The organism is Desulfitobacterium sp. LBE (genome assembly GCF_007830365.1).
Taxonomy (GTDB): Bacteria; Bacillota; Desulfitobacteriia; order Desulfitobacteriales; family Desulfitobacteriaceae; genus Desulfitobacterium; species Desulfitobacterium hafniense.
The window spans coordinates 2,959,214-2,973,103 of the sequence record NZ_VLKD01000001.1; the positions used below are offsets into that span (position 1 = coordinate 2,959,214).

10 protein-coding genes are annotated in these 13,890 nt (G+C 49.3%); all 10 read right to left on the bottom strand.

Going from position 1 to position 13,890, the window contains the following annotated elements; translation table 11 throughout:
• Nucleotides 1–189 precede the first annotated feature (189 nt).
• Entirely contained in the window at nt 190–1,080 is an 891-nt protein-coding gene (locus DESLBE_RS14055; protein ID WP_144677375.1) for a DUF3102 domain-containing protein, read from the bottom strand.
• A 316-nt stretch (nt 1,081–1,396) separates the two neighbouring features.
• Nucleotides 1,397–2,113 (bottom strand): ABC transporter permease, encoded by a 717-nt coding sequence (locus DESLBE_RS14065; protein WP_018307131.1) that lies wholly within the window; start codon nt 2,111–2,113, stop codon nt 1,397–1,399.
• A complete protein-coding gene (locus tag DESLBE_RS14070; RefSeq protein WP_018307132.1) occupies nt 2,110–2,829 on the bottom strand; it encodes an ABC transporter ATP-binding protein in 720 nt (239 codons plus the stop codon). The genes DESLBE_RS14065 and DESLBE_RS14070 overlap by 4 nt, the downstream gene beginning before the upstream one ends.
• A gap of 85 nt (nt 2,830–2,914) precedes the next feature.
• Nucleotides 2,915–3,454: a PadR family transcriptional regulator gene (locus DESLBE_RS14075; RefSeq protein WP_026198973.1), complete on the bottom strand. Its 540-nt coding sequence runs from the start codon at nt 3,452–3,454 to the stop codon at nt 2,915–2,917.
• Between the two features lie 206 nt (nt 3,455–3,660).
• A complete protein-coding gene (locus DESLBE_RS14080; protein WP_144677376.1) occupies nt 3,661–4,653 on the bottom strand; it encodes a hypothetical protein in 993 nt (330 codons plus the stop codon).
• A complete protein-coding gene (locus tag DESLBE_RS14085; protein WP_144677377.1) occupies nt 4,643–4,876 on the bottom strand; it encodes a helix-turn-helix transcriptional regulator in 234 nt (77 codons plus the stop codon). Before DESLBE_RS14085 ends, DESLBE_RS14080 begins: the two co-directional genes overlap by 11 nt.
• A gap of 10 nt (nt 4,877–4,886) precedes the next feature.
• Complete coding sequence (locus DESLBE_RS14090; protein ID WP_144677378.1) at nt 4,887–5,873, bottom strand: hypothetical protein; 987 nt, start codon at nt 5,871–5,873, stop codon at nt 4,887–4,889.
• A gap of 117 nt (nt 5,874–5,990) precedes the next feature.
• The gene (locus DESLBE_RS14095; protein ID WP_144677379.1) at nt 5,991–7,199 is read right to left on the bottom strand and encodes an MFS transporter; all 1,209 of its coding nucleotides are present in this window, start codon (nt 7,197–7,199) and stop codon (nt 5,991–5,993) included.
• A gap of 393 nt (nt 7,200–7,592) precedes the next feature.
• The gene (locus tag DESLBE_RS14100; protein ID WP_144677380.1) at nt 7,593–8,684 is read right to left on the bottom strand and encodes a response regulator; all 1,092 of its coding nucleotides are present in this window, start codon (nt 8,682–8,684) and stop codon (nt 7,593–7,595) included.
• Nucleotides 8,685–8,850: 166 nt separating this feature from the next.
• A complete protein-coding gene (locus DESLBE_RS14105; protein WP_144677381.1) occupies nt 8,851–13,767 on the bottom strand; it encodes a cell wall-binding repeat-containing protein in 4,917 nt (1,638 codons plus the stop codon).
• Nucleotides 13,768–13,890 lie beyond the last annotated feature (123 nt).

Genomic DNA, 13,890 nt, shown 5'->3' on the forward strand with positions numbered 1-13,890 from the left:
TCTTAAATACTATGCGGAGGAGATAAATATTGCTTACTATCGGCATTTGCGACGATAGATCCTTATGTCGCCAGCTATTACAGGCCTTCATTCGTTTAAATTAGATAAGGTTCTGGCTAAAAGGTGTCATTGTGATAGGATGCTATAAAAAGCCAATATTTAACTAAAGCAGAATTCCATTTATCCGGCTCACAGTTTCTCCTTCATTCCCTTGGTTAAAAAGTCCATGACCTTATCTCTATACATTTCATAGGTTTCCGGCTCCTTAGCTGCGAACTCTTTCAGTTCATGGCGCAGCTCCCGGAAATTGCGCTCCATACTTTCATATAAAAAAGCAATGCGATTGGCCTTAGCCTTATGATAGGCTGCATCAAGGTTTCTGCTCATTCTGTCGATAGCCTTAGCGGAAGTGCTCTGTTTTTTAGATTCCAGATCCATGTTCAGTTTCTCGACTTTAGCCTCTTCCTTTGCCTTAGCCTGGTTTAGCTCCTCGGCCTTCTTTTTCAGACCATCCACCTCCTTGGTCAGGTGGGTAACCCGACTATCCCGCTCCTCCACGGTTTTCTGGAGCTCTGCATTTTCCTGTAAGGCCTGGTCCCGTTCCGCAGCCGCCTGCCTTCGCTCCTGGATGGCCTTTTCCAGCTCGCGGGTGGTCATGCTTTCCAGATCCAGCTCCTCCATAAGCTGAAACCGTTCCTCTTCCGGGACACCCAGAAGAAGGAGGGCCTGAGTATAGTTCAAATTAGGCGGCGGCCCCTGTTTTTGAACCTGGTCCTCAGCGGTGGGAGAACCGGAATTAAGAGCACCGGCCTTCCGAGAAACCGCACCGGCAGGAGGGATCTGCTGGCTCCCATAGGCATCGAAGATACGCATCAACTTCTGAGCCCTTCTGTCTGTGTAGCTTACGGACTCCTCCAGCCACTTCAGCCATTCCCCGTGGGGAAGCAACTCCTTGGCTTCCTTCAGACGGCGGCCGACCTCAATGGCACCGGCCAGAAGAATTTTCCCGGTCTGTTGTTTAATCATGTTAATTTCAGTTGCGATTAAGAGCGGCGTCCGCTCTGTGGTCAAATCATCCATATGCTGCAGTTCCTTTCTTTAGTTGTTTTACTTTCAGCATATGGAATCATGACCCCAGGGGTGAAAAGCTTCCTTAATACAGGTTTGTCCCAAATACGACGGCGCGGTCGTATTTGGGACAAATCCAAATTACAATTATCTCTTAACAGTAATGATGATATGGCTCTTCAAGTATCTTGATGCTGCCTTTATCGGTTTACATACCATAAAAAGTTGTGTGACAGACTCGGCATCAGTGTTCGAGACTTTTTTGACAGTGAGCTGTTTTCTAATCTAGAGCAGGAAATCAAGTAGGGTATATGAAAAGCAAAATTTCTTAAACCTCGGCATAGCGAAATGTTTTTAGGGCCAGCAGCAGCGCTGCCATTGCCACTAACGATGTCAGGCCCATATTGGCAAAATAGTCGGCCCATGCCAAATCAAAAGCACTGCGCAAACCATTGACCAACCATTGAAAAGGATTCCATCTGTTGATGGCTTGAATGAATGCCGGAGCATTATTCAAGGAGTAAAAGGCGCTGCTGCTCAACAAGAGAGGCATGGTAACAAGGTTTGTCAGAAGACTGACATTGTTTTCTGTCCGGCTCAGACTGGCAATGACAAAGCTAAAGAAAACATAACTGAGAGTTGCCACCAAAATGATGGGAATCATCGCCAGGAAGGATGGCAGGGAGACATTCAGTTTAAATACAAAGACTCCCGACAACAATACAAGCAGCGCACATAAAAAAGAAATCAAAGTCCAGGCGCCTGATAGGCCGCATACATATTGCCAAAGGGGCATGGGCGTCACCCGCAGCAGATGGTAGACACCTCTCCGGCGTTGTGCCAGGATGGCAAAAGAGGTGGTCGTGAAAGCGTAAAATAAAATACTGACAGCCATCATCCCGGTTACGATGCTCTGGGGATATTCCGGGGATTTTATCAGCATTCCTAACCCAACCATGCCCCCGATGGGCAGTAAAACCGACCATAGCAGTAAAAAGGGATCCCGGCTTGCCGATTTGAAGGTAAGGCTGAACAGTGTTTTCATCGTTGTGTCTCCTTTCCTGGCACGGTATCCGTCAGCCCAAGATACAAATCATCAAGATTTTCCGCATGATACTGCTCTAAAAGACGATCCGGCCGGCCTTGAGCGACAATTCGCCCGTCATGCATCAAAATGATCCGGTCCGCTATACGAGATACTTCCTCCATATCATGAGAAGAAAAAAGCACAGTCACTTTGTTTTTCGCCAGTTGCTGAATCATCCTTCTTATTTCCTGCCGGGCACGGGGATCAAGCCCTGAGGCCGGTTCGTCAAGTATGATTAAATCCGGATTGTGGATCGTCGTGACAGCAATCGCCAGCCTTTTTTGTTGCCCGCCGGACAAACGGGAGGCCAGGGTTTTTCTGGCCTCCTGCAAATTGCATTCCGCCAATTTGGCGTCTATTTGCTTCTTATCCAGCTTTGCATGATACAGTGCCGCAAACAGCCGCAAATTTTCTTCGGCTGTATAACCCTCAAAAAAAGGGGTGGCTTGAAGCTGCACACCCACGTGGGCCCGGTAATCCTCTCTCCAGCGGGTGATCTTACCGGCATCGGTTGGCAATATCCCCAGGAGCATGGCCAGGGTGGTTGATTTGCCGGCCCCGTTTGTGCCGATCAGAGCGAGAATTTCACCCTGCCGAATTTCCATGTCAATCCCTTTCACAACTTCGCGGCTGCGAAAGCGTTTGCATAGACCTTTCGCCTCAATTAAATTCATAGACAAAACCTCCTCTTATATAACGTTGTTTATTCAATGTTGAGTATATGAGTATTTTTTTCTCCCCCGGCGACGAGGGAGAGTTTTAATTCTCAGTGTCTAAAAGTTCCAGCGCCTTATCAACAAAGTCCTGCTGCTGCTCTATCAGGGAAAGCATGTTATCCATCACCAGCATGACCATGGGAGGAATGTTATGAGCCATGGCTGCGTCTTTGGCCGCCAGGCCTTGCTTTACGGCATCATACTCTTCTTGCAATGCATTGCGCTGCTGTTGCAGGGCTTTCCGGCATTCATCCTTTCCCAGCTTCTCATAAAAAGATAGTCCGGAATAAAGGGTTGAAGGATAAAGTACGGAAGAGGTTTTAAGTGCATCCTTGATCAGTTCCTGAAGATAGATTTTTCCGGCCTCAGTCATTGTATAAACCGCCTTTTGACGGTGCCCTGTCTGTTCTATGCTTGTAACGGCAACATAGCCTTCTTGCTCCATCTTTTTCAGCGCATGATAGATAGAACCAATCAACACACCGCCCCAGCGTTCCGCATCTGTCAGCTGCAACGCCTGCTGAATATCGTAACCGGACATTGGCTGAACGTCCAACATGCCAAGCACAAGTAGCCGCGTCAATTCTTCACCCCCATTACTCAACGTTGAGTATTATATCATGAGTAAATAATTTTGTCCAGCTTTTGGTCTCTCATAGCGAGTTCACACTCTTTGTCGGTTGGCTGCCTATCCTTGTCTAAAGGATGATATTGACCTGGCTGCGCCCCTTGGATTTGGATAAATACAGGGCTTGATCGACCCGCTTCAGCACCTCCCGGTATGCAGCACTACAGAGCAGACAAAGAGGGCAGCTCCCGCTCGATAGGCACCTGCTTCTTGATACAGATACCATCCTCCCGGCAGAAAAAGGCCTCCAGATACTCCTCGTCCCGATCATAGATTGCGCGGTCCTTAAGCATCCTGCCGCTATTGTCCCTCTTCTTGGTCTCGACGATCAAATAGGCGGTACCCTTTTCAGGAATAATCCTTTCCGGCACCTCCCCGGGCCCATACTCCCCACGGGAGATCACAGCGCCGTCCTCCCTCATCTGCAAAATCGCCATCCCTTCCGGCGGATACATCATACGGATGGAGAGCTGGACAGAGATGCTGTCCTTCTCGGTTCTGCCGTTTTCCGTTATGGTGTAATCGGCTTTCATGGTCTGAGTGAAAGCCTCGCCCTCACTCTGCTCTCCCCCGGAAGACATACCGCTGCCGGAGGTCACATAAACCCGGCCGTCGGCGCTTTGATACATGGGATTGAAATAATAGGTGCGCCCAGAGCTCACAGGCACATAGATCGTACCTTTCAGCTCGACGCTGTTCCCTCCGTCGCTGCTGTGCAGGCTGGTATGGCCGTCACTGATTCCTTCGTCAGACCCGGTGGTGAAATAACCCTCCCGCTCTTCGGTGTCAGGAACCCGCAGGGAATAGTAGGCTATGCCCTCCACCCCCGGAAAGTCATACTCTTCCCTTTCCACCTGGTGGCCGCTCACCTCATCGGTCAGGATCTCCTTAGTCAGTTCTGCATAGAGCCGGCCCTGATACTTCTCCCCGGCACCGTCAATCTGGATTTCCCCTCCCGAAAAGCTGCCTGGATTATCTTCAACATATCCTGCAAAATCAAACAGATCCAGATACTCCGTGGTCACCAACACCCCGACCAGCCTGTCTTCGTAGCTCCCGGCGCTGCCCTCTTCCTTGGCCAGCTGGCATCCGGTCAGGAAGCATCCAATAAACATCAGCAGGCAGAGCCCCATGAACCTTTCTTTAATCCTCATTCCCATCCTCTTCCTCCAGCTTTCCATCGAATTTCAGAATATCTCCCACATCGCACTTCAGATGCCAGCAGATTTTATTGATGGTGCTGAAACGCACCCCTTTGGCCTTGCCGCTGCGCAGAATGGACAGATTGGCTTCCGTAATCCCCACCAGAGCACACAGCTCCTTCGAGGTCATGCCCCGGGCCTTCAATACATCCTCCAGATGAACCTGTATCCCCATTCCGCACCTCTCAGATAAACATATCGTTATCGTCCTTAAGCCCCTTGTTTTCCTCCATAAACCGGGCAACCAGCAGGACGGCCAGTACAAAAGCCAGGGAAAATACAGGAATCTGCACCGAACTGCTGAGCACCAGCAGTTTTTGGGCAAAAAGAAGCTGCAGCAGATTAAAGGCTATGCTGCTCAGCACTGTAGCCGCCAAGGCGGTACCGCACAGCCGGGCTAACCGGTCGGCCCCTTCCACACTTTCTGCGGAATAACGATCCGCTCCCATGTCCTCCAGCAGCCGGAGGGCGGCGAAAGCCACCAGGACATCAAAAATGTAGGGCAGAGCGTTCACTGCAAATTGGAGCGCCAGAAAAACATAGCTTACTCCCAACAAATGCTCATTGCCGTTGTTGCCCGCCTTCAAGTCTGCCAGGGAATGGAGAAGCTCCCGGAAAGAGGCGCCGAAAATCAAATAGACAAAAACCACGGTCAGCAGGCTCAGCAAAACCATCATATAGTGCTGAAGCCTGACCGTACTGCTCTCAAAACAAAGACGCAGCAGCCGCAGAACGAAATAGCCGCACACCAGGGAATACACCGTGCCCCCCAGGACCGCCTTGCCTGCAGCCAGCCCGGCTCCCCCTGAGCCTCCCAGGGCTCCGCCGAAAAGGGAACCGATCATCCCCGGATTTGTCATAAAGTACAGCACGGGGAACAAAACAACACTCAAGAGCGCCAGCAGCCCGTCCTCCCGCTGCAGCTCCCGTTTCCTGCTCAGAAGGAATAGGATCAGAAGAGGCAAAAGTGCGGCGGCTCCATAGATCAGCAACGCCGCTGCATTCCCAGCCCCTCCGGAAAAAGAAAGCATCCGCAGCAAAAGCCCCAACTGCTCAAAAGGAAAAGCCATGGCGGCTGTAAATCCGGAGGAAAAAGAGGTTTGCAGAATGCCGAACAGGACACAAGCCGCCCCTTCTACCCCCAGCACGATCCCCAATACCTTGTGTTTCATATCCACCTCATAATTATTGTTTTACGATAATTACCTGCATTATAAACCGGTAAATTATCGTTTGTCAATAATTACCCCCTTAATTACCCCATAATTTGGCTCTGGCTTACCGACGTATCAGGCTTTTCTTAATGCCGCCGCCCATTTGAAGGCCAGCAGCAGCAGAATCAAAGCTGCGCCCCAGTAATATACCTCAATATTTATTGCTGAAGCTATCAGATAGACGCTTACGGCTCCTACAGCCGAACCTAAATCTGTGACTATTGAATAAGCTGTCATTATGGACGTTTTGACCGTTGTCTGCGAAGCCACATCACCCGCTACCGCATCCACAACCGTCGTTAAAACAGTGGCCGTTAATTGAACCCCAAAAATTATGGCAATCCATATCCCGAACGGAACTCCCGTATTGATTAAAGCAAATAATACAGATGCTGCCAGCAAAGCGATAATCAGGACCGGCCTGCGTCCCCAATGATCGGATTTCCGACCGAACCAAGGCGCCAGCCAAGGCTCCCAACCCCAGCGGATTGCCTGGATAATTCCCGCCAAGGAGGCCGATGCGATCATGACATGGGCAGCCATCTGCTGAGTTTGCCGCAGATCGATCAGATGACTAAGGGTTGAAGTAAATGCTCCCTGATAGAGCATTGTCACCAAAAAACCGGTGAGCAGCATCCAGATTATTTGGGAGTCTTTCCATACATTAGTGATCTTTAACGGATATGTTGCCGGCGGAGCAGCCGTTGCCAGGGGGGTTGTTGGGCCCGCGGACGGATAAACTGAGTAGTACACCAGGAAAAGCGCCGAAAGAGTAATGCCGGCAAACACAAACGAGACCGCTTTCATGCCGAAGATATCGGCAATGATGCCTCCGGCAAGCATACCGACTAAACTCCCCAACCGGAAAATCCCGTTATAAATGCCCATATAATGCCCACGATTTTCGTCAGCTGAAATATCGAGGATAAAAAAATAAGCTCCTAACCTGAGAAACGTCCAGGCGATTCCCCAGATTGCCCGCATCAATAATAAAAACCAAAAGCCACTGATCCCATAAGAAGCTGTCGCCATGGCCGAGAGAAGGATTGCTAAAATAATGCCCTTGCGATGGCTTAATTTTCTATAAAGCCTGCTCACAATCGGATTCAGAGGTACCCGGATAAAGCGGTTTATCGAAAGCAATGCCCCAACTTCCCAGAGGGAGGTCAGCCCGGCCTCTTGCCAGTGGGTGGGCAGCACAACATAGAGCATTGAATCTCCCAAAATGCATAAAGCAGTAATTGCGGCGATCATAACAACCTGAGCCTTATTCTCTTTAGCCATGTGGTCCAACTCCTTCTTGAATTTGGCATCCTAAAAGTTAAACCCATCCATAATCATGATACTTGTGTCTACTTTTTCAATCAAGTCAAAATATTTTGTGCTTAAACCATAAAAGAGGTATGCACATCATACCCCTTTCATGACTTACTTCTGATTTTGCCATATTGGTAAACTCTGCTTTGCTACGCAGTGACAAACTGTCTGCGGATTAATCATAGCATAGTTTCTCTGAAATGATTAGAAAAGCGCTTGAAATCCCGCAATTTCAAGCGCTTCCTCTTTGCTCTCCTTCAGCTTTATGATTTACCCTGGCTCATCGTCTCGTTTCAATAAACTCAAGGATGCCTGCTATCTTTTGAATCTCAAACTGGATTTCAGCAAAGAGCCAGGATGTTACTCCAGCAGCGGCAGCTCCGCCGATGCTAATTTTTCGTTAAACCGGTGCCGGTACTCATCCGATTTCTCCTCATAGCCCTGCCAATGAGCCACGAGCTTCAGCCATTTCCGCAGCATATCCTCATCTTCAATATACTGAGCCATATAGTGCTGGATAATTTCCTCCCCTTTTTGAAGTTGATTTTGCTCATAATAATGCAAAAGCAGCTTATGACAAAGCTTCCCATATTCCTGGGCCACGTATTTTTCTATATGCAGGCTCCAGAAATAATCCTTGTCGCCAAACAAAGGAGTCGCATAGGAGAAAAACAAGCTTATAGAAGCTTCCAGAGGAAAATCGCTGTTCTCTTTGCTCTGCTTCATGACCTCCAAAAATTCCCCCAAATCAGATAAATTCCTCTGAGCCTCCAGTATATAGCCTTCATTGATCTTCTGTATTTTAGGTGACAAGGGAAGGGTTTTTAAGACTTGCTTGACCCGGTAGATAGTATTATAGAGGTTGGGAATGGCTCTTTCTTCTTCTATTTCCGGCCAGAAAATCTTCAAAAGTTCCCATTTGCTGATATATCTGCCCTGATTGGCTAAAAAGTAGGCAAATACTTCTTCCGCTTTTCTGGTCGGCCATCGGACCATCTGCTGTTGTTGATCTCTTACTTCAAAGGCACCAAAGCAGCGAACAGCAAAGGAGGGAACACGTTTCAGAAGGGGACTTTGCCTCTTTTGAATGTTGAAAACCCTATTGAGCCGCTTCAGAACCCTTTGCAGATCCTCCTTCATAATAGGCTTCATCAGATAATCTGTGGCTTCCACCTCAAAAGCGTCCAAGGCGTACTGCCCGTAAGCCGTGGTAAAGATAATGCTTAAATCATCTTTCACTTTCAGCAGTCTGCGGGCCAGCTCCAGCCCGTTCATCCTGGGCATTTCAATGTCGATAAATGCCACATCGGGCATTAGGTCCGGAAAAGCAGCCAAGGCCTCATGGGGAGTTGCAAAAGTGCCCTTAATCAAAAACTCATCCATGGAAACCACCAGTTTATTCATATGCTTTAAAATATTAAGTTCATCCTCAACAATAATAGCCGTGTACATTTAAACCAGCTCCTTAAGCAAAAAATACTGCACCCTTTGAGCATCAAAGACCTTGCCGAAAAGTTCGCTAAAACCCATAACCAAAGCACTTCCTATCCGGCTTTGACCTGATAGGAAGTGTGCTTTAATTATTAGGTGTCGGTCTTTAATTGTGCTGGGGTCCCGTCTACTTAATGAGCTCTCTCAGCTTCTGCTCTATCTCAGCATTGAGGACGGCCTCTCCCCCAAATAGAGTGACTCCGGTCAGCTCCCTTGACTTTAAGTAGTCCATCACCTCACCGGGGATGGTGTCGTTTAATAATAGCATGGGGGCATTATGATTGGCGGCATAGACACTGCCCGCCAGGGCATCCGGGAAGTTGTTGCCCGTGGCGATGCCGATGTTTTTGCCGGATAAGTTAAAGTACTTGGCTACGGCCAGGGAGGTCTGATACCGGTCTGCTCCCCCGATTCTGACGATGTTTTCTTGCTTCAGGGAGGTTAATTGAGCCACTTCCTCTGCCACGTGTTGACTGATGACTCCTTCCAGACCGATGATATAGACTTTGCTGGGTTTGATTTGGGTTAGTTTGTCTTTTACTCCTTCACTGATCCCGTTTTTCTCTACTAAGAGAATGGGACTTTGGAGTACGGCGGCGACACTGCTCACGGATAAGGCGTCGGGATAGTTTCCGCCGTAGGCCAGGATGACCGGTCTGCCTTGTTCTACCTTAAGTTCTTCGGCGATCTTCAGGGCGGTTTCGTAACGGTTGGCTCCGCCCAGCCGGATGATTTGGTTGTATCCGTTGGCTTGGAGGGTTTGTTCTACTGCCGCGGGGATAGCACCGTTGCCCCCCAGCAGGGTGAGGGTTCCTTGGGTTTCGACATGGTCTTTCAGATAAGCCAGCAGGGCTTCCTGCTCCTTGGCTGTTTTGCCCACCAGCAGCAGCGGGGCGTTGAGTTTATGGGCCAGGACGCTTCCTGCCAGGGCATCCGGGTAATTATCCGCTGTGGCTAAAACCGCCTGGGCGACTTTGCCCGGGTAACTGGCTTGGGCGATGGCGATAGCTGTCTCCACCCGGTTGGGGCCGAAAAGCCTTAAACTTTTGGCAGCCGGGGATGCTAAGAAGGCATCCGTTCTGACTACGGTGAAAATACTGAACTTATTGATATGAAAGCGGATTCCGTATACCCCTTCCTTGTATTCCACCAATTCCCCCTGGACCAGCTCCTTATCTCCGTCAGAATGCTCAATGTAAACAGCCAGCTGCTGCAATAAGGCAGCTTTCTCTGCTGGATTGGACGGTAAGGTCATTCCGGTCAGAGGGAGGGTGATATCTGCCTCGGTGGAAGACATGTTGGTTTCAATGGTCACTGGATTCCCCACAATGGATAGGCTGCTATCCGCATTGCCGCTTACAAGGGCAGCTTTCAGCAAGGCCTGATCTATTGTACTTTTCTTCTGTGCTTCGTCCTTAACCGGTACAAGACGGAAATACAAATCCCCCTCCACCTCTTGACTGATTCCAGTGATGGTATTTTTGGCAATATCAATCTTTGCTTCTTCGGTGTCAATCTGCAGATTGATTCCGCCTTGGGCCAAGACCTCAAGGGCTTGGACAGGAATATTGACCTTCGTCTCCGCTACCTCATCTTTTTCATCCGGAATGACGATTCTTGCCGTATCTTTGTTTTCTTCTTTTAATTTCTTGACGGTCTCTGCCGCTTTACTTTCCTGATAGGTTACGGTATCGGTTTTCTTTCCGTCGCTCCCGGTTCTTCTTTCTACCGTAATCTGGGCAACGGTGCTGTCTGTATTGCCCTGTTTAACATCCACGGTAATTTGGGTTACACCGGAGGGAGTTGAACTAACCGGGGTTGTGTTTCCACCGGAGCTTTCGTCGTCCGATGATCTTGGTCTTTGCGGTGTTACGGCATTGGAGGCAGCTGAATCAGTCCCGTTTCCTGCTGCATTGACAGCTTTCACCGTAAAGGTATAGGTGGTGCCATTGCTCAAGCCCGTAACTGTAATCGTCGTTCCTGTCCCTGTTGCTGCAATGTTGCCAGGGCTTGAGGTAACTATATACCCGGTAATGGGGCTGCCTCCATGATCGGAGGGTGCAGTAAAGCTAATGGTCGCCTCACCGTTGCCGGCGACAGCGGTTATTGCGGTGGGTATTCCGGGAGTTGTGACAGGAGTGGCACTGACTTGGCCGGAAGCCGCAATGACCACCGCATTACTGTCCAGTGCTTTAACTTCAAAGTGATACGTGGTTCCGTTGGTAAGTCCGGTTACACTGATTGCACTTCCGGTTACAGTTTCTAAGAGGGCATTGTCTTTAAATACGCTGTAGCCGGCTGCTTCGGGGATATCGTTCCAGGTCAGGGTTACCTGCTGATTGCCGGGCGCCGCAGTAAGAACCAGCGCACCAGGTTGATTGACGGTCAGGGTTGCGGCATTACTGGTTATATTGCCTGCTGCATTGCTCACATAGCAGGTATAGCTTCCTGCATCCGATGCCTGGGCATCGGTGATGGTCAGGGTGCTGGCAGTTGCTCCGGGTATATCTGTACCATCCTTTTTCCATTGGTGGCTCAGTGGGGCTGTACCTGTTGCAGTTACTGTGAAGGTTGCTGTCTGCCCTGCTGTTACAATCTGGTTATTCGGCTGTCCCGTTATGGCCGGTGCCACAGGTACCGGGTTCACTGTAAGGGTTGCAGCATTACTGGTTACATTCCCTGCTGCATTGCTCACATAGCAGGTATAGCTTCCTGCATCCGATGCCTGGGCATCGGTGATGGTCAGGGTGCTGGCAGTTGCTCCGGGTATATCTATACCATCCTTTTTCCACTGGTAGGAAAGAGGTGCATCCCCTGTTGCCGCTACGGTAAAGGTTGCCGTCTGTCCTGCTGTTACAGTCTGATGGCTGGGCTGGGCCGAGATGGTTGGTGCTATGCCGAAAGGAGCATACCGCCTTACGACTGCCCTACCCTCGTTTTCATGATCAGCATAGGACAGATAAGGGACTCCATTCCATACAGCCAAGGAAATCCCGGATGAGTCTCCATCGGAAGCATATCCATTTCCGCCCACCGGTACCCAGCTGTTATTGTCCAGCTTGAATACTCTTGAATACTCGCCTTCGCCGATTACATAAGCGACATAAGGTGTTCCATCCTCATCTACGTACAAGGAAGTTTCCCACGCGAAATCCTCTGAAACATAATCATCGCCTACTGTCACCCACTCGTCCCCCACAAGTTTCCTGACGATTGGACGATCGCCGGATTGAGCATCTGCATAGGCTACATAGGGAGTGACATTCCCGGAGCCGTCGTCATATAGATACAACGAGGGGCCATATGTCCTTCCGGGAGAAACAAAATCCCCTACCATCGACCAGGTGTCGCTGGCGTAAGGTTTCTTCATCACTTTAATCCGGTCTGACGGGCTTGATTCGAATACCAAATAAAGGTTCCCGGCGGCATCGCCCTTCATGGACACATAGCTGGCCAAGGTTTCGCCCACATCCCCCACCGGAACCGGAACATTGCTGCCACTGGCAAACATCTTTACTACCGGGCTGTCATCGTTAGCCATGTCGGCATATGCCACATAGGAAACGCCGTTATGGACATATAGGGACAGACCACGGGCGAGTTCATCTAACGAGGTCGTACTGCCTACCATATTCCAGTCGATTACACCGCCGGAATTGACCATTTTCAATACTTCTACATGCGCATCATAAGTAACATAGGCCATATAAGGAGTATCCGTATTCTCATCGACATACACCGCACCATCTTGCACCGATTTAGCGAAGTATCGGTTGAGTACAACTTCCCATTGATTGCCCACAAACTTTTCTGCTACGATCCTGTTGGCATTATCCCACTGATCTGAAAAAGCAAGATAGGGAATGCCGTCATTCATAAATAATGAGGTAAAGTTTGCGTATGGCGATGAGCGCGGCCCGCTTCCTACCGTCTCCCACACTGAACTGGGCGGCAGTTCATGCCACCTTACCACTGGAGCGTTACCGTTGTGAGCATCTCCATATGCCAGATAAGCGATTCCATCATAGACAGCCAGGGAAAGATGGGATGCCGATCCGGTTGAAGCATACCCCTGGTAGCCTACCGGTACCCAGCTGGTATTCTCCAGCCTATATACCGTTGCATTATGGCCATTTCCGCCTTCATACGCCACATAGGGAGTTCCTTCATCATCTATATATAAGGAATTGCCTGCTGCAATGTCATTGGAGACACCGTCTCCGCTTCCTACGGTCAGCCAACTGTCACCCTCAAACTTTTTTACCACACACTTCTGATCCTGTGAATTTAAAATATTAGTAAATGCCACATAAGGCGTACCGCCATACACAAAAAGCGAAGCATCAGTTCCAAAGTCGGAAACAGCGCCGCCTACCTGTTCCAGGGTGCTCCCACCGGAGGATAATTTTTTTACATTTACATAGCCGACCTCTATATATGATACATAAAGGTTTCCGTCACCATCGCCTTTCAATGACAGCGATCTGGCATAGCCGTTCGCGAACGATCCTATCTCGGAAAAACCTCCGCCAGCTTCGTCGTACCGGGCAAGCTTCGCCTGGCCACCTTGCGCATAGACTACATAGAGTATTCCGTTATGGGCATACAATGATATCTCATTAGTCATAGTTAGGATCGTTGGGGTTCCCAGCGTCTCCCAGGCTCCACCCATGTCATTCAGATTATATTTTACTAATTTCAGTTCACTGTCGCCTTTCAGATAGGCAAAATAAAGGGTGTCGTTATCTGCATACAGTGAGCCGTTCCATGTGTATTCAAGATCTGAGCCGATTTGCCCGTTTCCGCTTTCATCCAAGCGGTATACTGCCGTTTTGCTGGTACCAACTGTAACAGCTGCATACGTTGTTCCGCCATCTACGGGCAATGACGTAAGGCTTGTTGATTGCGGTGGAAACGCTCCATTTCCCAACACCTGCCAGTCTGTTGGGGTATCTGCGTATACCGGCGAAACTGGGATCATGGGAAGCAGCATTGCCACAACCAACAGCATCCCCAACAATTTTTTCACTTTTCGATAATTCATTAAAAATCCTCCTTTTGTAAATTTATTCCTTTATCTAACTAACAGGCTTTCTTGTTATTTTACATTTTTCGACTAAACAAAAAATAAACAAAAGGCCCCGGACATTCCTCCGGAGCCTCTTTT